We start from the raw sequence: 21,967 nt of genomic DNA on the forward strand, positions 1-21,967 counted from the left end.
ATCGCATTCTTGATTCTGATGACGATGCTCTCGCATCAATCGATAACTAGACGCGCCTAATTGTCGTAGGTTAAAACAGCGATCGCATCCTTGCACCTTCTCCCCTAATAACTGTGCATTTCCAAATCAGACTCCTCAGCGCGCTCGCTCTTTTGACATCTGCTGCAACGCCATTCCCGCCTAATTTTCCAGCGCTATTTCCCACAACACAGACGTTAGCGCAAACCCCAGATGCTCGGAAAGCCGAAGCAGACCAACTACTTGTGCAAGGTATTCAGCAGGCTCAGACCAGTCAATTTGAGGCGGCATTACAGTCTTGGCAACAAGCACTCAGTCTCTATCGGGAAATTAAAAACCGTTTGGGGGAGGGACAATCCCTAGGCAATTTGGGAAATGCTTACCGTTACCTAGGAGATTACGCCAAAGCGATTGATTACCACCAGCAGAGTTTAGCGATCATGCGGGAAATTAAAGACCGTTTGGGGGAGGGGAAATCCCTAGGCAATTTGGGAAATGCTTACGATTCTTTGGGAGATTACGCTAAGGCGATTGAGTACCACCAGCAGTATTTAGCCATCACGCGAGAAATTAAAGACCGTTTGGGGGAGGGAGGTGCGCTGGGCAATCTGGGAGTTACCTACAAAAATCTAGGAGATTACGCCAAGGCGATTGATTACTACCAGCAGAGTTTGGCAATTAAGCGGGAAATCAAAGACCGTTTGGGGGAGGGGGCATCCTTAGCCAATTTGGGAAATGCTTACTTTTATCTGGGAGATTACGCCAAAGCGATTGATTACCAGCAGCAGCATTTAGCCATCGCACGGGAAATTAAAAACCGTTTGGGGGAGGGGGCATCTCTAGGCAGTCTAGGAAATGCTTACTCTTCCCTAGGAGATTACGCCAAAGCGATTGACTATTACCAGCAGCATTTAGCTATTGCGCGGGAAATTAAACACCGTTTGGGGGAGGGAAGTGCGCTGGGTAATTTGGGACTGGCTTACAATTCTTTAGGAGAATACGCCAAGGCAATTGATTACCACCAGCAGCATTTAGCCATCGCACGAGAAATCAAAGACCGCCAAGGCGAGGGGCAATCCCTAGACAATCTGGGAATTGCCTACAAAAACCTAGGAGAATACGCCAAGGCGATTGATTACCACCAGCAGCGTTTAGCCATTGCACGGGAAATTAAAGATCGTTTGGGTGAGGGGCAATCTCTAGCCAATCTGGGACTGGCTTTTCAGGAATCTGGCAATCTCTCTCAAGCCGAAAAAACCCTCCGCGCTGGAATTGAGGTATACAAATCTCTACGGGAACGATTGGGTGGCAATGATGCCTACAAAGTGTCAATTTTTGAGCAGCAAGCTCGCACCTATCGTCTGCTGCAACAAGTCCTGATTGCCCAAAATCAACCCACAGAGGCTCTAGAAGTTGCGGAAAGCGGTCGTGCCAGGGCATTTGTGGAGCTACTGGCGACACGCTTCTCATCCCCTTCCTCTACTCAGGCGAATATCTCTACCAATCCACCCAACACCCAGCAAATTCAACAAATCGCCAAACAACAAAATGCCACCCTGGTTGAATATTCGATTATTTATGACGACTTCAAGATTCAAGGTAAAAAAGAAGCTCGCGAATCAGAACTCTATATTTGGGTAATCCCACCCTCAGGCAAAGTAGCTTTTCGTCGTGTTGACCTTAAACCCCTGTGGCAGCAGCAAAATACAAGCCTTGAAAAACTTGTTATCAACAGCCGCGAATCGATGGGTGTCAGAGGTCGCGGCTTGAGCATCATCACTAGATTGGATGAAACTACCCAAACTAATCGATTACAGCAACTCCATCAACTACTAATTAAACCCATTGCCGACTTCCTGCCTGCTGACCCCAATGCCCGCGTTATCTTTATTCCTCAAGAATCCCTGTTCTTGGTTCCCTTTGCTGCCCTCCAAGATACCAGCAATAAATACCTCATCGAACAACACACTATCCTCACGGCTCCCTCAATTCAGGTACTGGCATTAACCCGTCAGCAACGACAACGGCTTCCAGTATCAGTTAAGGATGTCCTAGTGGTTGGCAATCCCACGATGCCCAGCCTTGCCCCCAAAATTGGGGAAAAGCCTCAACCGCTTTCGCCCCTACCAGGTGCCGAGAAGGAAGCGATGGAGATTGCTCGTCTCCTAAACACAGAAGCCCTCACTGGGAAACAAGCTACTGAAGCCGCAGTTGTTCAGAAGCTACCCATAGCCAAGATGATTCATCTGGCGACTCACGGCTTGCTGGATGATTTTCAGCGTAGCGGAGTACCGGGAGCGATCGCCCTGGCTCCTTCGGGTAAAGATGACGGGTTGCTCACCGCCAGCGAAATCCTCAATCTCAAGCTCAATGCCGAGTTAGTTGTCTTGAGTGCTTGCGACACTGGGCGAGGTAAGCTGACTGGCGATGGCGTGATTGGATTGTCTCGCTCTTTAATTACTGCGGGTGTCCCCAGTGTCATCGTCACTTTGTGGGCGATACCCGATAATCCTTCTGCCTTGTTGATGACCGAATTTTATCAAAATCTGCAACAAAACTCCGATAAAGCACAAGCTTTGCGAAGCGCGATGCTGACGACGATGAAACAATATCCTGACCAACCCAGCGCTTGGGCTGCATACACGTTGATTGGGGAAGCTGAGTAAAAAGCTAGGGAAAATCGCCGCAAGCTGCTACAACAAGGGGCGGGGCGATACCCACGCTGATGCCTAAAATGCTTTTTAAATGAGAACCCATGAGCATGAATGCGAAAAATGCTTCTTGGATGAGAACTCATGAGCATGAATGCGATCGCTACCAGAGAGAACCTGTTAATTTGCTGACATCGGCTTAATTCTTTTTTAAGTAATGTTACCTCTGCATGGTATATTCAAAATGTTTGGTTCTGACCTGTAGTAGTCAGACCAAATAGCACAAGCTGAAACACATCAGTTGTGAACTTGTCAAACGAATCTCAAACAACCACGCCGACCACCGAGGAGTTACCACAAACTGGTTCGCCTGTATCAGAACCAGATGGCTCCATGCAAGAGTACTACCAACTTCAACAAGAGTTGTTGCTGACTACACTTGCTTTGAGCGGGATTATTTTTATCTCCGTCTGGATTTTTTACTCTCTCAACATTGCCCTGAATTACTTGATAGGGGCGTGCACATGTGTGGTTTACTTGAGGATGTTGGCTAAAGACGTTGAGCGACTTGGCGCAGAGAAACAGCGTCTGAGTAAGACTCGGTTTGCTCTGTTTATTGGGTTGATTATAATCGCAACCCAAGTGAATAAGCTACAGATTCTGCCCGTTTTTTTGGGATTTCTGACTTATAAAGCCTCCCTCATCGTCTATATGCTTCGGACTTTGTTTCCCCCGGACGCTCGATAGGTTGGACAGTGTTAGAATTCTCCACTCTTTAATCCCTGGAGAACCCTCATTGAATGGAAATGCTAAGTATTCTTTCCGCCTTTAATTCATTCCCTCTCGCCAAACTAGAAGTTGGTCATCACCTTTATTGGCAAGTGGGAAATCTTAAGATTCACGGGCAAGTTTTTCTAACTTCCTGGGTTGTTATTGGTATTCTTCTGCTTGCCTCGTTAGCTGCAACTCGGAATATTCAGAGAATTCCTAAAGGTATCCAAAACTTCATGGAATATGCTCTAGAATTCATTCGAGATCTGGCTAGAAACCAGCTTGGCGAGAAAGAATACCGTCCGTGGGTGCCATTTATTGGCACGCTGTTTCTGTTTATCTTTGTCTCAAACTGGTCTGGCGCATTAGTTCCCTGGAAGCTAATTCACCTTCCAGAAGGAGAACTAGCAGCTCCCACTAATGACATCAATACCACAGTGGCACTGGCATTGCTAACTTCTTTAGCGTATTTTTACGCAGGTTTTAGCAAGCGGGGTTTAGGGTACTTTAAAAAGTATATTGAGCCGACACCGATCCTATTACCCATTGCCATTTTAGAAGATTTCACAAAGCCCCTTTCCCTCAGCTTCCGTTTATTTGGCAACATTCTGGCGGATGAACTGGTAGTAGCAGTATTAGTGCTACTGGTTCCCCTGTTTATTCCTCTGCCAGTTATGGCGTTGGGGCTATTTACCAGTGCCATTCAAGCTTTAGTGTTTGCCACCTTAGCAGCTGCATACATTCATGAAGCGATGGAGGGGCATGGTGATGAAGGGCATGAGGAGCATTAACCTTTTTTAGGGTAGGAAGAAGGATATAAGATGAATAAAATCATCCCTCCTTCTCCATATCGCCTTCGGGATGCCCTCAGTTGATAGAATTTGAGATTTGGGATTTAAGATTAAAAATCTTGACTCAAAACTCAACACTTGTAAGGGCACGGCAGTGCCGTGTCTCTACTCGAAACTCTCTGTTGTTTGTTCTGTACTTCAAGGTAAGGAAATAATCATGGATCCATTGGTTTCTGCTGCTTCAGTTCTGGCTGCTGCTCTCGCAATTGGTTTAGCTGCAATTGGCCCTGGTATCGGTCAAGGAAATGCTGCTGGTCAAGCAGTCGAAGGTATTGCTCGTCAGCCAGAAGCAGAAGGTAAAATTCGCGGCACATTGCTGTTAACCCTGGCTTTCATGGAATCCCTTACCATTTATGGTCTGGTGATTGCCCTAGTGCTGTTGTTTGCTAACCCCTTCGCTTAACATTTTTTGTTCTTAGTAGAGACGTGGTAAAGCACGTCTCTACTAAAACAAAGTTTTTAGTTTCCAGTCCTGTTGATGTAAGTTGAACCCCTTGCCTAGAGGGTATAGAGAATATGACAAGTGAGATAATTTTGCTTGCCATTAAAACTGCTGTTCAAGCATAAAGAGGGAAGAAATGTTTGATTTCGACGCTACCTTGCCCTTGATGGCAGTGCAGTTTCTGCTATTGGCAGCGGTATTAAATGTGGTTTTCTATAAGCCACTGACTAAAGTGCTAGACGAGCGCGACGATTACATCAGATCGAATGAAATGGGTGCGCGAGAACGCTTGGCAAAAGCTGAGCAGTTAGCAAAGCAATATGAGCAACAGCTAGCGGATACCCGCAGGCAGTCTCAAGCACTGATTGCAAATGCTCAAGCCGATGCCCAGAAAATAGGCGCTCAAAAAATAGCTGAGGCACAGCAGGAAGCTGTTGCAAAAAGAGAAGTGGCGTCTCTAGAGATTGGACAGCAAAAGCAAGAAGCCTTGCAATCTCTAGAAACCCAGGTGGACGAACTGAGTCGCCAAATTCTGGAAAAAATATTGGGACAGCAGCTGGTCAATAGATAGAGAGCTTGAAGGAAAAGCTGTCATTAGTCATTAGTCATTAGTCATTAGTCATTAGACCAAAGCCAATGACTGATGACGAATGACCAACTTCATACTTCAATGGGATGGGTATCATGGGGACTTTTTTCTTATTAGCCGAGGTGGCTCACTCAGCTGGCGCTGAATTAGCAGAGGCAGAGGGGCATCATGGTTTCGGTTTAAATCCGGACATTTTTGAAGCCAATCTAATTAACCTGGCAATTCTTATTGGTGTACTGTTTTACTTTGGACGTAACTTATTAGGAAATATCCTAAGCGAGCGTCGTGCAAGGATTGAAACGGCGATTAGAGAAGCAGAGCAACGCCAGAAAGAGGCAGCAGCTGCACTCTCTGATGCCCAGCAGAAATTAACTCAGGCTCAAGCGGAGGCAGAACGAATCCGCAAAGATGCTGAAGAAAGTGCCAAGGCAGCGAGAGAATCCATTTTGGCGAAAGCAGCGAAGGATGTCGAACGCTTGCAAAAAACAGCGGTTGAGGATTTGAACACTGAAAGGGAGCGAGCGATCGCTGAACTCAGAGCGCAAGTTTCTGCAATGGCGTTGCAGCGCGTTGAATCGCAACTCAAAAGCCAATTGGATGATGCTGCTCAACAACAATTAATTGACAGCAGCATCGCTAGTGTAGGAGGTCGCTGATGAAAGGTAGTATGGTTAGCGGTGAAATCGTAGAGCCGTATGCAGAGGCATTAATGTCCTTGGCTCAGTCGCAGAACCAGACAGAGCGGTTTGGCGAAGATGTACGATCTTTGTTGGGAGTCCTAGAAAGTTCTGAGGATCTACAGCATTTTCTGGGCAATCCAGTTGTAAGCGCTGAAAATAAAAAAGCGGTATTGCAGCAAATTGCTGGCGATGGACTTCACCCCTACATCCTCAACTTTTTGATGTTGCTGGTAGAGAGGCGACGTATCCTCTTTCTAGAGGGAATTTGCAAACAGTTCCAGGCACTTCTGCGGAAGCTGAATCAGACTGTTCTAGCAGAAGTTATCTCAGCGGTAGAACTGTCGGAGTCTCAGCAGCAAGCCATCGGTGAAAAAGTAAAAGCGATTAGCGGTGCCCAGCAAGTAGAACTCGATACCAAACTCGATCCAGATCTAATCGGTGGTGTCATCATCAAAGTGGGGTCTCAGGTATTGGATGCCAGTTTGCGAGGACAACTGCGCCGTATTGGCATACGCCTGAACAGTGCCGCCTAAAGTTGAAAGTTGAGAGTTGGAAAGGTAAGCAGTTTGTCGGTGGAAACTTTTGAGATGTTTGCAAGTTAAGCAAGTGAAATTTGCAAATCTTAACTTCTAATGTTCAACCTACCACCGCCAAAATAGAGAGCTTCAACCTTTAAGCTACCCTTCGAGAAGGGATTCTTCTTAAAACCTTCAACCTTTAACACAAACCCTTTCCTCCTTTAACAAGTAACCATGATCAGCATCAGACCTGACGAAATTAGCAGCATTATTCGGCAGCAAATTGAACAATACGACCGAGACGTTAGTGTTTCTAACGTGGGTACCGTATTGCAAGTAGGTGACGGGATTGCCCGGATTTATGGCCTAGACAAGGTTATGTCCGGGGAACTGGTGGAATTTGAAGACGGTAGCGTTGGCATCGCCCTGAACTTAGAAGAAGACAACGTGGGCGTGGTGCTAATGAGCGATGGTCGCAACATCCAGGAAGGTAGCTCTGTGAGCGCCACCGGCAAGATTGCTCAGGTGCCAGTGGGCGAAGCCTTGATTGGTCGTGTTGTGGATGCTCTCGCTCGTCCGATTGATGGAAAGGGAGACCTTAACACCACAGAAACCCGCCTCATTGAATCAGGCGCACCGGGAATTATTGCTCGGCGCTCGGTTTACGAACCGATGCAAACCGGCATTACCGCTATTGACGCGATGATTCCGATTGGTCGGGGTCAGCGGGAGCTAATCATTGGTGACAGACAAACCGGAAAAACTTCGATCGCGGTTGACACCATCCTCAACCAGAAAGAAGAAGACGTGATTTGCGTCTACGTCGCTATCGGTCAAAAAGCTTCTACCGTCGCCCAAGTGGTGAACGTGCTTCAGGAACGAGGCGCAATGGACTACACCATTGTGGTAGCAGCAAACGCTAACGACCCAGCAACCCTGCAATATCTGGCTCCCTACACGGGCGCTAGCTTGGCAGAATACTTCATGTACAAGGGCAAGGCGACGCTGATCATCTATGATGACCTCTCCAAGCAAGCCCAAGCTTATCGCCAGATGTCCCTGCTGCTGCGTCGTCCGCCCGGACGGGAAGCTTATCCTGGGGATGTGTTCTATCTCCACTCCCGTTTGCTGGAGCGTGCCGCAAAGCTGAGTACAGAACTGGGTGAAGGCAGCATGACCGCGCTGCCAATTATCGAAACCCAAGCTGGGGACGTTTCCGCTTACATTCCCACCAACGTGATTTCGATTACCGATGGTCAGATTTTCTTGACCTCCGACCTATTCAACTCTGGCTTGCGTCCCGCAGTGAACCCTGGTATTTCCGTGTCGCGGGTGGGTTCGGCGGCTCAAACCAAGGCGATGAAAAAAGTGGCTGGTAAGCTAAAGCTGGAGTTGGCCCAGTTTGACGACCTGCAAGCTTTTGCTCAGTTTGCCTCGGATTTGGATAAGGCAACCCAAGACCAGTTGGCGCGGGGTCAGCGCTTGCGGGAACTTCTGAAGCAGCCGCAATACTCGCCGCTATCAGTGGCTGAGCAAGTGGCAGTTGTGTACGCAGGTTTGAATGGCTATTTGGATGATATTCCTGTAGAGAAGGTGGCTCCTTTTGCGCGATCGCTACGGGAGTACCTGAAAACCAGCAAGCCGAAGTACATGGAAATCCTCCGCAAAGAGAAGCAGCTGACGGAAGATGCGGAAGGCATCCTCAAGGAAGCGATCGGTGAAGCGAAGAAGACCTTCATGGCGATGGCGTAAATTGTCCAAAGCGAATAGCTAAGCGCGAATAGCTAATTGTAAAAAGTAGCGCTTCGCAATTAGCTATTCGTAATTAGCCACTCGCAAAGGACAACTGACACCGAACAAAACTATGGCAAATCTAAAATTTATTCGCGATCGCATTCAGTCGGTCAAAAACACCAAAAAAATCACCGAGGCAATGCGCCTAGTTGCCGCCGCCAAAGTGCGCCGCGCCCAACAACAGGTGACTGCCACTCGCCCCTTTGCCGACCGCCTCGCTCAGGTTCTCTACGGTCTGCAAAACCGTCTGCGGTTTGAAGAAGCAAATCTGCCTCTGTTGAGAAACCGGGAGGTTCGGTCTGTAGGAATTTTGGTGATTACAGGCGATCGCGGTCTCTGCGGTGCCTACAACACCAACGTCATCCGTCGCGCTGAAAACCGCGCCAAGGAACTACAAGCCGAAGGTCGGGACTATAAATTTGTGCTGGTAGGGCGCAAAGCTATCCAATACTTCCAGCGTCGCGACCAGCCGATTGACGCTACTTATACTGGCTTAGAGCAAATTCCTACAGCAGCAGAAGCATCCAGAATCGCTGACGAACTGCTTTCCTTGTTCTTGTCAGAGAATGTAGACCGGATTGAATTGGTCTACACCAAGTTTGTCTCCTTGATCAGCTCTCGCCCAGTGGTGCAAACCTTGCTGCCGCTGACAACCCAAGGACTAGAAGCAAGAGATGATGAAATCTTCCGCCTCACAACTCGCGGTGGTGGTTTTGAGGTAACACGGGAGAAAGTCTCTACCCAAGTTCGAGAGTTCCCACGGGACATGATCTTCGAGCAAGATCCAGTACAGATTCTCGATGCCCTCCTGCCGCTGTATCTGAATAACCAGTTACTGCGGGCTTTGCAAGAATCGGCAGCGAGCGAACTAGCAGCACGGATGACGGCGATGAACAACGCCAGCGACAACGCTAAGGAGCTGATTGGTTCTCTTACTCTGAAGTACAACAAAGCGCGTCAGGCGGCAATCACCCAGGAAATTCTGGAAGTTGTCGGCGGTGCCGAAGCGTTACAAGGCTAGATTTAGCTTTTCAATTTAATTTACACAGAGCGTCTGAGATTACTCAGACGCTTTTTTGTTGTATGCACTCGCATCATCGAACGGATAGACCCACTTAAGCAGCACCTATCACTGCCCAAAGCAAAGCGTATAACAAAAAGTTTCTAGATTGTTGCAATTTATTTACATACTGTTACAATAGTTAACATAAAGAAACAAAGGAAAGACAACCATGAAATACACCACCGACGAAAGAGGCATCCTCAACAACTATGCAGCCGAGCCTGCGGTGTACTTTGCCGAACCCCCCTCACCAGAGCAGCAGCGTCGCTACGCTTTCCAAGGCGCGATCGCTATTTTGTTTGTCACCCTGCTGGTTCTGACTGCATTGGGTGTCAGCTAAGTTATTCGAGATTTCAAGATTTACGGATAAATACAACAAACCAGGACAAACAACCATGAGATACACCACCGACGAAAGAGGCATCCTCAACAACTATGCAGCCGAGCCTGCGGTGTACTTTGCCGAATCCCCCTCACCAGAGCAACAGCGTCGCTACGCTTTTCAAGGCGCGATCGCTACTTTGTTTGTCACCCTGCTAGTTCTGACTGCATTGGGTGTCAGCTAAGTTATTCAAGATTTACAGAGCAATACAACCAACCAGGACAAACAGCCATGAAATACACCACCGACGAAAGAGGCATCCTCAACAACTATGCAGCTGAGCCTGCGGTGTACTTTGCCGAGTCCCCTTCACCAGAGCAGCAGCGTCGCTACGCTTTTCAAGGCGCGATCGCTACTTTGTTTGTCACCCTGCTGGTTCTGACTGCATTGAGTGTCAGCTAAACCTGAAGAAAGAGAAGTTTCAGACACTTATTTCCAATACTTAGGAGTTCGGTTATGAAGACTGACTTTGACTTTGATGCCCGCTATCAGTTTGCGCCGACTGTCTTTAACACTGATTTCAACAACTTTGCGCCCATCACTGCTAATCAAGCTTGGTCGTTGTTCTTTACCGCTGGTCGTAACGATGCGGCGCTGGGAGATAATCCTGAAGTAGGGCGACTCTTCAACAACATCTTGAGTGCTGTTGTCTTCACAGTGATTGTTGGAGCCTTTACTTTCTACTCGTTTTAAGACAAAGACAACGTGAAAATTTCCTTAGCCCCAGCTTCTCCAAAGCTGGGGTTTCTCATTTCTAGGCATTATGGTTTGACGGGGTGAGTAGCTAATTGATTCATGAAACAATAGAGAAAGTTTAGTTTCCGTGGGGAAGCATTCCCTCTAGCCATTGCTGCTCATGTCCAAGACACATAAAGTTGAAATTTACGATCAAGGCAATACTCAGACCCTTGAAGTGCCAGAGGATAAAACGATCCTTCAGGTTGCCTCTGCTGCTGGGTTAGACTTACCCAGCTCTTGCAATGCGGGAGTTTGTACTACCTGTGCGGCTAAGGTTCTAGAAGGCAAGGTAGAACAGGGGGATGGCATGGGCGTCAGTCCAGAGCTTCAGGCACAAGGCTATGTACTGCTCTGCGTCGCTTATCCCCGATCCGATTTGAAAATTGAGAGTGGGAAAGAAGACGAACTGTACGAGCTACAATTCGGGCAGTTCCAGAAGTAGGGCTACTCAGACTCGACAAGTAATTTCGCGGCTTTTCAAACAAAGCCTGCGGTCATTTAGCCTTAATTCAGCACAGGGCAAACTGGTATTTCAATATTCCGTACTAGAACCACTAAGATGACGACACACTTTATTACCGCAGAAATTGACCTTCAGGAATCGCCAGTGCAGCTACACTCTGCTATTGAGGCAGAATTGGAAAAACGGGGAGAACCCTTGCGCTGGGCGATCGCTTCTGTAGATGTCGAACAGCAGAAAGCCCACGTTGAGGCAATCGTTACAGTCGCATCCGACTCAGCTCAGTGAATCGGCGTCCTTACACGGTTGTCTTAATTGTCCCGACTGGGGTTGGGGCAGCAGTTGGGGGATATGCGGGGGATGCGCTGCCAGTGGCAAGAGCGATCGCGCAAATCTCCGACATCCTGATTACCCACCCCAATGTCCTCAACGGTGCCCAGTTGTACTGGAATTTGCCCAACGCCTTCTACGTGGAAGGCTACGGACTTGACAAATTTGCGGCTGGGTGCTGGGGACTGCGACCCGTGCATCAGAACCGGGTCGGTTTAATCCTCGACCAAGGAATTGAACCCGAACTGCGGTTGCGGCATCTCCAGGCAGCGGATGCCACGAGAGCCACGCTGGGATTGAATCTCACAGATTATGTAGTGACAGACGCCCCGCTTGGGGTGGAACTGCGGACAGCGGCATCGGGAGCTAGTTGGGGGACGATTGGAAATCCTGATAGTTTATTACGGGCAGCAGAGGTACTGATTACTAAGGCGAGGGCAGAAGCGATCGCAGTCGTTGCCCGTTTCCCCGATGACATCGAAACCGAGGCGCTGGAAAGTTACCGACACGGGCAGGGAGTTGACCCCCTTGCCGGTGCTGAAGCGGTGATTAGTCACCTGATCGTGCGAACCTTTCAAATCCCCTGTGCCCACGCCCCAGCTTTGTTACCCCTGCCCCTCGATCCGCACCTGTCTCCCCGCTCAGCTGCCGAGGAATTGGGCTATACTTTTTTACCCTGCGTTCTAGTGGGTCTGAGTCGCGCCCCCCAGTTTATTGGAAAAACCCACAGTGGTACGACCTTACCTGGAGATGTGTGGGCAGATCGAGTCGATGCCGTCGTCGTACCCGCAACTGCTTGTGGCGGCAGTGCAATCCTGAGTTTAAGCCAAACGCGATCGCAGATTATTGCCGTCGAAGAAAATAAAACTCAGATGCAAGTCCCTCCAGAACAAGTGGGAATTAAAGCATTGCGGGTAAACTCATATTTAGAAGCACTCGGTGTCTTGGTGGCCCATCGAGCTGGGATTAGTCCAGGTGCCATTAGTCCAACCCTGTCTTCGCTAGTCAGAATTCAGTAAGGCGGACAATCCTCTACTTTTACCCTTCATCCTTCATCTTTCCGAAGTGGCAAAACAGCTTCCTACCGATCCGGAAATCGAATCCCTGACGCGCACCCAAATTTTAATTGCGATGGGGGTGACAGCGGTTGTATTGCTCGTCATCGCCAAGCTGTCCCTGCATTTCGGCGCGTTTTCCGTTATGCCCGTGCGCCCGACCCTAGAAGCATCACTTTTGGGCGTCGGAATTGGGCTAGGAATTACGGGTGCCAGTAGCGTCATCTATCACCTATGGCCTGGTTATCAGCGCAGCGCCGACTACTACCTAGAATTAGTGCTAAAACCCTTATTTTGGCCTGATTTGATCTGGTTAGGACTCTTGCCCGGTTTAAGCGAAGAATTACTGTTTCGGGGTGTAATGCTGCCAGCAGTGGGATTAAATTGGGTTGGGCTAGTAGGATCGAGTTTTTGCTTTGGCATCCTACATCTGAGTGGCCCTCAACAATGGCCTTATGCAGCGTGGGCAACTACTGTCGGATTGCTACTCGGTTATAGCGCCTTGGAGACGGGTAATTTGCTAGTGCCAATTGTGGCTCACATTACGACGAATTTAATTTCCAGCTGCCTTTGGAAGCTGGATACCAAAAAGGCATAAATTTTAAGAATCGGGAATAGAACGTTGTGAAATGTCAGTGGTTCAGATTCCCGACTTCTCTAAGAAGTCGGGAATCGCGCCTTAACGAATCGTTTAGAATTACGATATATCTTTTATCTTGTTAATGCGATCGCGCGGCTGCCAAAGCGATCGCTTGCGGTAATATCTTGTGTTCCTGAACTTGAATCCGGGCGTGTAGCGTGTCTAATGTATCGTCGGGAAGAATCGGGACAGCCGCTTGTAGTAAAATTTTGCCGCTATCAACTTCCACGTTTACCAGGTGAACGGTACAGCCAGTTATTTTTACCCCTGCATTCAAGGCTTGTTCAACTGCTCGAATCCCCTTGAAACTCGGTAACAAACTGGGGTGAATGTTAATCATTCGATCTGGGTAGGCATCCACTAAAACCTGGGTGACGACACGCATCCAACCTGCCATAATTACCCATTCCACTTCATACTGCTGCAAGGTTTCCACAATTGTTTGATCTAACGCTTCGCGGCTGTTAAAGTCTCGGTGATTCAGCAAAACAGTGGGTACACCCCAGCCTTCGGCGCGGGTAGCGGCTTTTGCACCGGGATTATTGTAGATCAGAACTTTTATTTCGGCATTAAGTTGCTGTTGCGCGATCGCTTCCGCTACTGCCTCAAAATTACTGCCAGTCCCCGATGCCATTACACCTAATTTTAAAGGAGGGCGATCGCTCAAAAGATTGGGAGGAACCGTTGGAGAAATTAGGCTGGAGATATAATTAGGGCTAGAATCAGATGTTGAGGGATTGAAAGTCATGGAGCTAGAAATAGACAATGAATTATTAATAGAATCTAATAATTTTTATATCAAAATATGTCCCCTAGAAACAGAGCTTCATTACTCACCCTCATTTAGAGCAAAAATTGACTGTAAAATTTCTCCAACAATTAAACTTCAATATAATTACAGCGATTACATCTGGTTTAAACTTGAAGATTTTGATAAATTTGTAACTGATGTTTGAGACATTGTAGCTGGCACCAAAGAAATAGCAGAACTCAAATCCATGAGTCCCCCTACAATGCTCATAGTTAGTAAATATGACAACTATTCAAAGTGTACTATAAATATTGATGCGGGCTTATCTGTTTCTGAAGAAGAAAGAATTAAAATTACAACATCTTTTATTCAAGAATACGATTTTTTAAACATTCTTTCAAGGTCTGTTACAGAATTTTGGGGCAATTTCAAATGCCTTCTTAGAGAGAGGAACTTATAAATAAGGATTCGGGAAAAAATCGACCTAGCTAGGGATAGATTTGACGAAGGCTGGATTAGTTTTCATCAACTCTTCAGCGTTGTAGTGAATGCGAACCAGCCGGACACTGGATTTGCCCAGATATATTCTTCGGAGGCGTTGGCATTGCAGGCGGTGTGGATGAGGGTTTATCTGTTTCGCAAATTACTGTTCTTGTAATATTTTCACCATTATTTGTGACAACAAATACAGCACCCGTGTAGCTATTAAGTTCGGGGCGCTTGGCTTTGGCAGTGTGCATCACCCTTTGAGTGCCATTACCTTGAGGTACAATTTTGTAATTATAACTCTCTGTCTCTGGCTTAATCCCAATCCCTAGCTGCTCAATTGTTGTACCGAATTTATTATTTTCCAAGTAATAAGCTTGTTGTGAACGGTTCATCGCACCGATGTACGTTTTCCCTTCAGATTGTTTTGCCTTGGTTGCTTGATTGTTAAAGGCTTCCTTAATATCAACGATTTTAGTATTGGGAGGTAAATCGGGTGAGTCAGAAAGCTTTTGAACCGGGATTTCATAAGCAACCGGAGGCTCAGAAGATGTTTCCGGCGGGAGGAGGAATAATTTACCTTCTGGCGTCAATACAAATTTCACCGCCTGACTGGATGATGGATTGTTGACTTGCCATTGTCCTACCCAGCGATCTGTCCGTAAATTGGCATTAGCAGCGCTAGGAGAGGAAGAATCTGAAGGTGTATTGGTTGAATTACATCCATAGATAGCGAGTAACCCAAGCAATCCGCTAAGCATTCGGAAACCAGGGTGTTGGCTGCGTTGCTTGAATACGGTTATGTTCACGTTATCAGTTGCTAACAGGAGATTAACAGGATCTTAGCAGTGCCGCCAGGTAGAATAACGCTACGACGCTAAGATTCAACGGTAAGCCAATCGCTCAATGAAAAATACGCACTTTTCTCGGAGGCAGCTATTAGATAATGATGCGATCGCTGCCTGGATTTTTCTAACCCCCGCCTTAATTCTGTTAGGGCTTTTTCTCCTATGGCCTATCGCTTATTTGTTTTACCTCAGTTTTACCACGGGTAGCTTTACCTCGGCTGGTGTCCGCTTGGTGGGATTGAGAAACTACTGGCGTCTTATGTTGAGTCCTGACTTTTGGCAGGTTCTCGGTAACACCGCTTATTTCACCATTGCCACGGTGATTCCCAGTTTGGTAATTCCTTTGGGTTTAGCAGTGCTATTAAATCGTGCCTTTGCCCTGCGAGGAATCCTGCGAACTGCCTATTTTATCCCCTCAATCGTTAGTCTTGTGGCAGCTGGTTTGGGGTTTCGCTGGTTGTTTCAAACCGAAGGACCAGTTAACGCATTTCTAAATGCTATCGGAATTGAACCGATTTCCTGGCTGGGTAGCACGTTTTGGGCGATGCCAGTGCTGATTTTGTTAAGCATTTGGAAGCAATTGGGTTTCAATATGGTGGTGTTTTTGGCAGGGTTGCAGGCGATTCCCTCCAGTCGCTATGAAGCGGCAGAACTAGATGGTGCCAATTCCTGGCAACAATTTTGGTACATTACCCTGCCAGGATTGCGCCCGACTCTCATCTTTGCCACCGTCACGACGGCTATTTTTACCCTGCGGAGTTTCGAGCAAGTTTACGTCATTACCGGCGGCGGGCCATTAAACTCGACTAATTTGCTGGTTTACTACATCTACGACCAAGCGTTTGCCCAATTTGATTTTGGTTATGCCGCAGCGGCGGCAACTGTGCTGTTAGCAGTAACGCTAGTGTTAGTGTATTTTCAGCTAAAAACTTGGGGAGAAGAAGCTTAGGAATTGTGTTTATCGTCTACATCAAGTTAGCCATTTCCGATGAGGTAAGTTTGTCTAAGTTTGTTGAGCAAGGCTATAGCAATCCAATGTGAAATTTATCTTTGTTGTTTTTAACGAACCGCAGAGGACGCAGAGGGCGCAGAGAGAAGAGAAGAAGAGAGAAAGAATGGTGTTGCGAGTGAAATTAGGATTGCTATAGGTATGCTCAAGGGGTTGAATTCATTGTGTTAGAGAACTTCTACCCAAAAATCAGCGGTAACAATCTTACCGTTGCGGTTAAACTGACCCCAGAGTTTATATTTTCCTGGTTCGGGAAATTTGGTATGGAAAAGAACCTGACCTTCAGGAGTATCTTTCATGGCATGGGCGTGAATGTAATCTGCGGCTGTTAAGCTTGGTGACTGTCGGAGAATAACTAAATGACCTTTTTCTCCTAAGTACGGTTGCAAGTCTTTGACGGGTTGAGTGTTAGAACCGTCTCGCAGATCAAACGTTAAGGTAACATCTTTACCTGCTTTGAGGGTTGGCTCAGAAAATACAAGATTTGCTTTTGTATTTCCGAAAGTTTTAAACTGATTTAGATCGATTGCTGGTGCAGGTGAAATTTTACCAGGAATCTGTGTTTTTACTGCCGAGACTTGTTCCTTTTGACCGGCTGGTTTGTAGTCACTTAAAAGAGTGTAATTACCCGGTTGAGGAAAACTTGCCTCGACTTCAAAACGCCCATTCTGCTTGTAGGTGGGATGAAGATGGCTGAAAAACTGGAGATCGTCACTGACAACAATCAAGTGCATCAGTTTTTCTTGAAAAGTGTCAAACTTAGCGATCGCTTTCCCGGATTTGTCTTGAATATCAATCGCTAAAGGAACGGGTTTGTTCGGGGTAATCGTTCCTTGAATCGTCAGCTTCGCCTGCGCTGCCTCAGTTTCAGGCATCGATTCGTGCGCCGATTCGTGCTTCGAGCCGTGCCCCATGTGATGTCCCTCATGAGGGTCGGTTCCAGCCGTGTGATGCCCCTTATGGGAGTCATTCCTAGTGTTTGTAGAGGTCGCTTGCATCGTTCCATCCTTCATTTTCATCGTATGAGTGACTGCGCCTGTAGCGATCGCGCTTCCTGCCACTAAACCAACCAAACCCAAAAGCATTGACTTATTTTTCATTATTTTACTCCTCTTGATTTGCCGTTCCGGCTGCTTTTACTTCCAAGACACCTCTAGCCATATTCATTCCACAGGTAAAGGGATATTCGCCTGGGGTTTTTGGTGTGAATTCCACAGGTGTCAGCCGATTCAAATTCAAATCTTTAGCAATGTGAAAATCCGGTAAAATGATTTTTTCCAGACAACTACTGGGGTCTTTTCTGAAAAAATTGAGCCGCACAGGTTGCCCTGCTTTCACGACGACTCGATTTGGATCGTAACCGCCATCTACTTGGATAGTCAGTTCCTGAATTCCTTGATTTGCTGTCGCTTGTTGAGCTTGAGTTTTACTCACCAGAAACCACCAAAGTTCTAACCCAATTAAAGCCAACCCGCCTAAAGTAAGACCCAGTTTTAGCTCAAAAGGTTGCTTAATTTGACGAAATTGGTTTGTGGGCATCGGTGCATGGGCTGAAGTGGCTTTTGCGGGTGTTCCTGAGAAAATCGAGAGCAAAATCCACAAAACCAGAAGATTACTCAACAATTTTTTTTGATTTACCATATTTCCTCCTTTTCTATGCAGTTAGAAATTTACTCGCGGCTGAAAATTCCGCAAGCGCAAAGCGTTACTGACAACAGAAGCCGAACTGAATGCCATCGCTGCACCCGCAATCATTGGGTTCAGTAACCAACCAAAAATCGGGAATAAAATACCAGCAGCGATTGGAATTCCAGCGACGTTGTAAATAAAGGCAAAGAAGAGATTTTGGCGAATATTCTGCATCGTGGCGCGACTTAATTGAATCGCAGTAACAATACCTTGCAAGTCGCCAGAAATGAGAGTGATGTCGCTAGCAGCGATCGCGACATCGGTTCCGGTGCCAATCGCTATTCCCACGTCTGCTTGTGCTAGTGCTGGGGCGTCGTTGATGCCATCGCCCACCATTGCCACTACTTTGCCTTCGGCTTGCAGTTCCTGGACTTTAGCGGCTTTTTGGTCGGGACGGACTTCCGCAAACACTCGCGTGATACCGACTTCTTGCGCGATCGCATCTGCTGTTTTGCGATTATCCCCCGTTAACATCACCACTTCTAAACCCATCCGGCGTAGCGATCGCACAACGCCTGCGGAAGAGGGTTTCAGGGCATCGGCAATGCCAATCAATCCCTGCATTTCGCCATCTACCGCAATCCAAACGGCAGTTTTTCCGGCAGATTCCCAAGCAACTTTTTGTCCTTGCAAAGGTAGCGTTTCAATCCCTAATTCATCCATCCAACGCTGAGTACCGATTTGCACCAGTCGGTCGGATACAATCCCTTGAACGCCACTACCCGCGATCGCTTCAAAATTTTTCGCCTCCGGCAATGGAAACTGCACTTCCTGAGATTGGGCATACCTTACAACCGCTTCAGCCAAAGGATGTTCTGAATTGCGTTCAACTGCTGCCGCTAACTTTAATAGCTTTATCTCATTGCTGTGGACAGTTCCTACCATCGTGATGTAGTCGGTAACAGTGGGTTTTCCCTGAGTCAGAGTCCCCGTTTTATCCAACACAATCGTTTGAATTTTATGCGCCACTTCCAGACTGTCAGCACCTTTAATTAAGATGCCATTTTCTGCACCTTTTCCGGTTCCCACCATCACAGAAGTCGGCGTTGCTAAACCCAAAGCACAGGGACAAGCAATAATTAACACTCCCACCATTGTCATCAGGGCCATTGTGAGATTGCCCATCACGTCGAACCAGATAATAAAAGTAGCGATCGCGATCGCAATCACCACTGGCACAAACCACCCGGTTACTTGATCCGCCAATCGCTGAATGGGGGCTTTGGCACCTTGCGCTTGTTGCACTAGTCGGACAATTTGAGCCAAAACGGTATCTCGTCCAACTCTCGTCGCCCGAAACTGAAAACTGCCAGTTTTATTAATCGTCGCCCCAATCACTTCATCCCCCGCCTGTTTCTTCACGGGCAAGCTTTCACCCGTCACCATCGCTTCATCGACACTAGACGTACCTTCTACCACTTCCCCATCCACGGGGATTTGTTCGCCAGGACGCACTAAAACCACATCGCCAACTTGGACAGCTTCAACAGGAACATCGATTTCCTGTCCATTGCGGATCAAACGTGCTGTTTTCGCTTGCAAACCCATCAATTTGCGAATCGCTTCCGACGTTTGTCCCTTGGCGCGAGTTTCTAAAAACCGTCCTAGCAGAATTAAAGTAATTACAACCGCCGCTGTTTCGTAATAGACATCTGTAATTTCCTCCAAGAATTCTGGAAATACAGTCACAAACAGCGAGTAGAAATACGCCGCACCTGTACCCAGCGCAATCAGCGTATTCATATCAGCCGCGTGACGCTTCAAAGCTTTCCACGCACCTGTGAAAAAAGATTGACCGCACCAAAATAAAACTGGCGTTGTCAACACTAGCTGCACCCAAGAATTATGCAACCATGCCGGAATTAAGGGGAGGTGCAATCCAGTCATTGCCGGAATTGACCCCACCACCAGCACAATACTAATCGCTGCGCCGAATACCACTTTCCGCGCCAAATCTTGCCGTTCCTGGCGGCGAGGGGCTGCCTCGGTATCATCTTCTTTGCTTCCGAATTCTCGAACTGGCGCGGCTGTATATCCGGCGTCGGTGACAGCCTGCTGAATTTCCTCTAAACTCGTTTGCTGAGGCTCGTACTTAACAGTCGCCTGTTCCATGCCGAAGTTAACGTTACACTCGCTGACGCCTGGAACATTGCGAATCGCTTTTTCTATCGCACCGGCGCAAGCCGCACAACTCATTCCTTGTAACTTCAGAGAATGTGTTTCCATAACTTTCTCTAACTCGATGATTTTAGGTTAATCTCTCTAGTTAACTGGAGAGTCAAGGGGTAGAGAAAAAATTTTGCGTGCCATATTCGTGGTTAAAAGAGCGATCGCGTATGCAGCGATAATTCCGCTTCTCGCCACCCCACCACCCCCATCCGTTTAGAAGAAAGCACCTATGTATCGCGACCAGCTAATTGCAGAATTAAAGCTTTGCATAGAGCCATTGTTACCTGGTTATCTAGCAATTTTTGATTTGGCTGATACGAAGCGGCGCAACCTTTACTTAGGTCACGAAGAAGTAAATAAAGATATTTTAGAATTCGATACTTTGTTAAAAGCTCATCTCGGTAAAGCTTTCAAACGAATTGGGGGCGATCGCTGGGTTGCTTTTGTTACTGAAAATCAACTCAACGTTTTCGATCGCTTAATTTTGGCATACCAAAAAGAAGTCCCTATCTCTGCTGGCTGGGAATGTAGAGCGATCGCTCCTAACAGCACTTTAGTTCATATTGAGGAGAAAACCGATGTCTTGATAAGTCGCGCTGTCCGATGTGGCTACTTAAATATCCAAGACATCAATGACGTAGCGGCTAGGGTAAATGATTTACTAGAAAAAATATGGCGTTTACCTGTTAATTCCGCAACTTCACTAGAGCAGGAATTAACATTTAATGAACCAAAATGGAAGTGTATCATTGGCAATTTACCTAGCACTGCGTACTGTCCCTTCTGCAAAGGCACAGAGTTTGAATGGCTAGAAGGTACTGATGACACTGCTTACGGAATTTGTAAGGGTTGTCGCGCCGAAGCGGATTTTGTATACGGCTGAATATCGCACTCTTAAATGGTTTGTGAAGGCGAGATACCCGACTTCTCTCTCGAAGTTTGGGATTTGAAGGGCTGGCTAACTAATCAAAGAAAATCGCCTTATTCGTAGCTATTTGTTGAAATTCGCTTTTCTTCGATAAACTGAAGCCAAAAAGCCGCAGCGATGCCCCAAATTGCATTAAAAAATAATACAAACAGTGGAGTTAAAACTCCCAATTTCAACCCTAGGGCGTGTCATCAATTAGGTCTGCAACGGGCTTAAAATCGATAACTGGATTCTATTAGGTCACACAACAGGAGTGCTATCATGACACGTCGCTATGCCTTACGGGATGACCAGTGGGAACGGATCAAAGACCTGTTACCTGGGCGTCAGGGCAGTGTTGGCGTGACAGCTCAAGATAATCGGTTATTTATCGAGGCCGTCTTGTACCGCTACCGTGCGGGCATTCCCTGGCGAGATTTGCCTGAAAGGTTTGGATACTTCCGCAAACTGCATACCCGTTACCGTCGATGGTGTAAACAAGGGGTGTGGCTAAAGGTGTTTACACACTTAGCCAGTGATTCGGACAACGAATACGCCATGATTGACTCGACCATTGTGCGTGCCCATCAGCACAGTGCCGGGGCAAAGGGGGGGACGCCCATGCCCAAGCGATTGGTCGCAGCAAAGGCGGATTGAGTACTAAAATTCATGCGCTTGTCGATGCCTTAGGCAATCCGGTTCGCTTCCATCTAACCCCTGGACAGGCGTGTGACTTAGATGGAGCCGACGTTCTATTGGAGCAGATAGCCGCAGATATCTTGCTGGCAGACAAGGGCTATGATGCCGACGAGCGTGTAATTGAGCGCCTTCAACAACAGGGTAAGACAACGGTGATCCCGTCCAAGCGCAACCGTAAACAACTGCGTGAGTATGACAAACAGTTGTACAAAGCCCGGCATCTGATTGAAAACTTCTTCGCCCAACTCAAACAGTATCGAGCGCTCGCTACACGCTACGACAAGCTGGCGGAGAGTTTCCTGGGCGGTATTTATCTAGTAGTTAACCATAGAGATTATGACAGGCTAGGAGTTGGATAGAGACGCTTGAACTTTGTGCGAGCATCGACTGTAGAAAAGCGCCAATTGACAGTCGCTTGGTTTTGATT

24 protein-coding genes and 1 pseudogene are annotated in these 21,967 nt (G+C 47.3%); 20 read left to right on the forward strand and 5 right to left on the reverse strand.

What is annotated here, in order from left to right; all coding sequences use genetic code 11:
- Window positions 1–152: 152 nt before the first annotated feature.
- From NDA03_RS21215 to NDA03_RS21295, 17 genes are all read left to right on the forward strand, one after another.
- Window positions 153–2,684, forward strand: a complete 2,532-nt coding sequence (locus NDA03_RS21215; protein ID WP_348239059.1) for a tetratricopeptide repeat protein — start codon at window positions 153–155, stop codon at window positions 2,682–2,684.
- A 288-nt stretch (window positions 2,685–2,972) separates the two neighbouring features.
- Window positions 2,973–3,416, forward strand: a complete 444-nt coding sequence (locus tag NDA03_RS21220; RefSeq protein ID WP_190411201.1) for an ATP synthase subunit I — start codon at window positions 2,973–2,975, stop codon at window positions 3,414–3,416.
- A 53-nt stretch (window positions 3,417–3,469) separates the two neighbouring features.
- Window positions 3,470–4,231, forward strand: coding sequence for a F0F1 ATP synthase subunit A (gene atpB / locus NDA03_RS21225; RefSeq protein ID WP_190411202.1), 762 nt, complete (start codon window positions 3,470–3,472; stop codon window positions 4,229–4,231).
- A 217-nt stretch (window positions 4,232–4,448) separates the two neighbouring features.
- Complete coding sequence (atpE, locus tag NDA03_RS21230) at window positions 4,449–4,694, forward strand: ATP synthase F0 subunit C (RefSeq protein WP_015112744.1); 246 nt, start codon at window positions 4,449–4,451, stop codon at window positions 4,692–4,694.
- A gap of 175 nt (window positions 4,695–4,869) precedes the next feature.
- Window positions 4,870–5,304: a F0F1 ATP synthase subunit B' gene (locus NDA03_RS21235; RefSeq protein WP_190679189.1), complete on the forward strand. Its 435-nt coding sequence runs from the start codon at window positions 4,870–4,872 to the stop codon at window positions 5,302–5,304.
- Between the two features lie 104 nt (window positions 5,305–5,408).
- A complete protein-coding gene (locus NDA03_RS21240) occupies window positions 5,409–5,978 on the forward strand; it encodes a F0F1 ATP synthase subunit B (RefSeq protein WP_348239060.1) in 570 nt (189 codons plus the stop codon).
- Window positions 5,978–6,535, forward strand: a complete 558-nt coding sequence (gene atpH, locus NDA03_RS21245; protein WP_190411205.1) for an ATP synthase F1 subunit delta — start codon at window positions 5,978–5,980, stop codon at window positions 6,533–6,535. The genes NDA03_RS21240 and atpH overlap by 1 nt, the downstream gene beginning before the upstream one ends.
- Window positions 6,536–6,754: 219 nt before the next feature.
- Complete coding sequence (atpA, locus tag NDA03_RS21250; RefSeq protein ID WP_190426132.1) at window positions 6,755–8,272, forward strand: F0F1 ATP synthase subunit alpha; 1,518 nt, start codon at window positions 6,755–6,757, stop codon at window positions 8,270–8,272.
- A 112-nt stretch (window positions 8,273–8,384) separates the two neighbouring features.
- On the forward strand, window positions 8,385–9,335 hold the full coding sequence (locus NDA03_RS21255; RefSeq protein ID WP_190411207.1) for a F0F1 ATP synthase subunit gamma: 951 nt from the start codon (window positions 8,385–8,387) through the stop codon (window positions 9,333–9,335).
- Between the two features lie 211 nt (window positions 9,336–9,546).
- Window positions 9,547–9,717, forward strand: coding sequence for a ssl1498 family light-harvesting-like protein (locus tag NDA03_RS21260; protein ID WP_190439357.1), 171 nt, complete (start codon window positions 9,547–9,549; stop codon window positions 9,715–9,717).
- A 55-nt stretch (window positions 9,718–9,772) separates the two neighbouring features.
- On the forward strand, window positions 9,773–9,943 hold the full coding sequence (locus NDA03_RS21265; RefSeq protein ID WP_190411208.1) for a ssl1498 family light-harvesting-like protein: 171 nt from the start codon (window positions 9,773–9,775) through the stop codon (window positions 9,941–9,943).
- A 47-nt stretch (window positions 9,944–9,990) separates the two neighbouring features.
- Window positions 9,991–10,161 (forward strand): ssl1498 family light-harvesting-like protein, encoded by a 171-nt coding sequence (locus NDA03_RS21270; RefSeq protein ID WP_190411209.1) that lies wholly within the window; start codon window positions 9,991–9,993, stop codon window positions 10,159–10,161.
- A gap of 54 nt (window positions 10,162–10,215) precedes the next feature.
- The gene (locus NDA03_RS21275; RefSeq protein WP_190411210.1) at window positions 10,216–10,452 is read left to right on the forward strand and encodes a hypothetical protein; all 237 of its coding nucleotides are present in this window, start codon (window positions 10,216–10,218) and stop codon (window positions 10,450–10,452) included.
- 163 nt (window positions 10,453–10,615) lie between these two features.
- Window positions 10,616–10,939: a 2Fe-2S iron-sulfur cluster-binding protein gene (locus tag NDA03_RS21280; protein WP_190411211.1), complete on the forward strand. Its 324-nt coding sequence runs from the start codon at window positions 10,616–10,618 to the stop codon at window positions 10,937–10,939.
- A gap of 117 nt (window positions 10,940–11,056) precedes the next feature.
- Window positions 11,057–11,245: a hypothetical protein gene (locus tag NDA03_RS21285; RefSeq protein WP_190439363.1), complete on the forward strand. Its 189-nt coding sequence runs from the start codon at window positions 11,057–11,059 to the stop codon at window positions 11,243–11,245.
- Window positions 11,242–12,306, forward strand: a complete 1,065-nt coding sequence (locus NDA03_RS21290) for a DUF3326 domain-containing protein (protein WP_190411213.1) — start codon at window positions 11,242–11,244, stop codon at window positions 12,304–12,306. Before NDA03_RS21285 ends, NDA03_RS21290 begins: the two co-directional genes overlap by 4 nt.
- A 46-nt stretch (window positions 12,307–12,352) precedes the next feature.
- Window positions 12,353–12,940, forward strand: a complete 588-nt coding sequence (locus NDA03_RS21295; RefSeq protein ID WP_348233567.1) for a CPBP family intramembrane glutamic endopeptidase — start codon at window positions 12,353–12,355, stop codon at window positions 12,938–12,940.
- Window positions 12,941–13,061: 121 nt separating this feature from the next.
- Here the strand turns inward: NDA03_RS21295 and purN are convergent, their stop codons facing one another.
- Together purN and NDA03_RS21305 are read right to left on the reverse strand one after the other, a co-directional pair.
- Window positions 13,062–13,730 (reverse strand): phosphoribosylglycinamide formyltransferase, encoded by a 669-nt coding sequence (purN, locus tag NDA03_RS21300; protein WP_348233568.1) that lies wholly within the window; start codon window positions 13,728–13,730, stop codon window positions 13,062–13,064.
- A 536-nt stretch (window positions 13,731–14,266) separates the two neighbouring features.
- Window positions 14,267–15,028 (reverse strand): type IV pilin-like G/H family protein, encoded by a 762-nt coding sequence (locus NDA03_RS21305; protein WP_348233569.1) that lies wholly within the window; start codon window positions 15,026–15,028, stop codon window positions 14,267–14,269.
- 97 nt (window positions 15,029–15,125) lie between these two features.
- Between NDA03_RS21305 and NDA03_RS21310 the strand changes: the two genes are divergently transcribed.
- On the forward strand, window positions 15,126–16,016 hold the full coding sequence (locus NDA03_RS21310; protein ID WP_348233570.1) for a sugar ABC transporter permease: 891 nt from the start codon (window positions 15,126–15,128) through the stop codon (window positions 16,014–16,016).
- A gap of 227 nt (window positions 16,017–16,243) precedes the next feature.
- Here the strand turns inward: NDA03_RS21310 and NDA03_RS21315 are convergent, their stop codons facing one another.
- Genes NDA03_RS21315 through NDA03_RS21325 form a run of 3 tightly spaced genes read right to left on the reverse strand, consistent with a single transcriptional unit; the run spans window position 16,244 to window position 19,991 of the window.
- Window positions 16,244–17,176, reverse strand: coding sequence for a hypothetical protein (locus NDA03_RS21315; RefSeq protein WP_348239061.1), 933 nt, complete (start codon window positions 17,174–17,176; stop codon window positions 16,244–16,246).
- A gap of 4 nt (window positions 17,177–17,180) precedes the next feature.
- Complete coding sequence (locus NDA03_RS21320) at window positions 17,181–17,717, reverse strand: cupredoxin domain-containing protein (protein WP_348239062.1); 537 nt, start codon at window positions 17,715–17,717, stop codon at window positions 17,181–17,183.
- Between the two features lie 21 nt (window positions 17,718–17,738).
- Window positions 17,739–19,991: a heavy metal translocating P-type ATPase gene (locus tag NDA03_RS21325; protein ID WP_348239063.1), complete on the reverse strand. Its 2,253-nt coding sequence runs from the start codon at window positions 19,989–19,991 to the stop codon at window positions 17,739–17,741.
- 172 nt (window positions 19,992–20,163) lie between these two features.
- Between NDA03_RS21325 and NDA03_RS21330 the strand changes: the two genes are divergently transcribed.
- Entirely contained in the window at window positions 20,164–20,817 is a 654-nt protein-coding gene (locus tag NDA03_RS21330; RefSeq protein ID WP_190411222.1) for a hypothetical protein, read from the forward strand.
- A gap of 306 nt (window positions 20,818–21,123) precedes the next feature.
- A pseudogene (locus NDA03_RS21335) lies at window positions 21,124–21,899 on the forward strand (IS5 family transposase).
- Window positions 21,900–21,967 lie beyond the last annotated feature (68 nt).

Source organism: Trichocoleus sp. Lan (assembly GCF_039961855.1).
Taxonomy (GTDB): Bacteria; Cyanobacteriota; Cyanobacteriia; order Cyanobacteriales; family FACHB-T130; genus FACHB-T130.

Bases quoted from the DNA above. Each gene is read 5' to 3' on its own strand.
- NDA03_RS21280 (WP_190411211.1), top strand. From the start codon at position 10,616: ATGTCCAAGACACATAAAGTTGAAATTTACGATCAAGGCAATACTCAG.
- NDA03_RS21235 (WP_190679189.1), top strand. From the start codon at position 4,870: ATGTTTGATTTCGACGCTACCTTGCCCTTGATGGCAGTGCAGTTTCTG.
- atpB (WP_190411202.1), top strand. From the start codon at position 3,470: ATGGAAATGCTAAGTATTCTTTCCGCCTTTAATTCATTCCCTCTCGCC.
- atpH (WP_190411205.1), top strand. From the start codon at position 5,978: ATGAAAGGTAGTATGGTTAGCGGTGAAATCGTAGAGCCGTATGCAGAG.
- NDA03_RS21260 (WP_190439357.1), top strand. From the start codon at position 9,547: ATGAAATACACCACCGACGAAAGAGGCATCCTCAACAACTATGCAGCC.
- NDA03_RS21320 (WP_348239062.1), bottom strand. From the start codon at position 17,717: ATGGTAAATCAAAAAAAATTGTTGAGTAATCTTCTGGTTTTGTGGATT.
- NDA03_RS21315 (WP_348239061.1), bottom strand. From the start codon at position 17,176: ATGAAAAATAAGTCAATGCTTTTGGGTTTGGTTGGTTTAGTGGCAGGA.
- NDA03_RS21285 (WP_190439363.1), top strand. From the start codon at position 11,057: ATGACGACACACTTTATTACCGCAGAAATTGACCTTCAGGAATCGCCA.
- atpE (WP_015112744.1), top strand. From the start codon at position 4,449: ATGGATCCATTGGTTTCTGCTGCTTCAGTTCTGGCTGCTGCTCTCGCA.
- NDA03_RS21255 (WP_190411207.1), top strand. From the start codon at position 8,385: ATGGCAAATCTAAAATTTATTCGCGATCGCATTCAGTCGGTCAAAAAC.
- NDA03_RS21265 (WP_190411208.1), top strand. From the start codon at position 9,773: ATGAGATACACCACCGACGAAAGAGGCATCCTCAACAACTATGCAGCC.
- NDA03_RS21325 (WP_348239063.1), bottom strand. From the start codon at position 19,991: ATGGAAACACATTCTCTGAAGTTACAAGGAATGAGTTGTGCGGCTTGC.
- NDA03_RS21270 (WP_190411209.1), top strand. From the start codon at position 9,991: ATGAAATACACCACCGACGAAAGAGGCATCCTCAACAACTATGCAGCT.
- NDA03_RS21330 (WP_190411222.1), top strand. From the start codon at position 20,164: ATGTATCGCGACCAGCTAATTGCAGAATTAAAGCTTTGCATAGAGCCA.
- NDA03_RS21310 (WP_348233570.1), top strand. From the start codon at position 15,126: ATGAAAAATACGCACTTTTCTCGGAGGCAGCTATTAGATAATGATGCG.
- NDA03_RS21240 (WP_348239060.1), top strand. From the start codon at position 5,409: ATGGGTATCATGGGGACTTTTTTCTTATTAGCCGAGGTGGCTCACTCA.
- purN (WP_348233568.1), bottom strand. From the start codon at position 13,730: ATGACTTTCAATCCCTCAACATCTGATTCTAGCCCTAATTATATCTCC.
- atpA (WP_190426132.1), top strand. From the start codon at position 6,755: ATGATCAGCATCAGACCTGACGAAATTAGCAGCATTATTCGGCAGCAA.
- NDA03_RS21275 (WP_190411210.1), top strand. From the start codon at position 10,216: ATGAAGACTGACTTTGACTTTGATGCCCGCTATCAGTTTGCGCCGACT.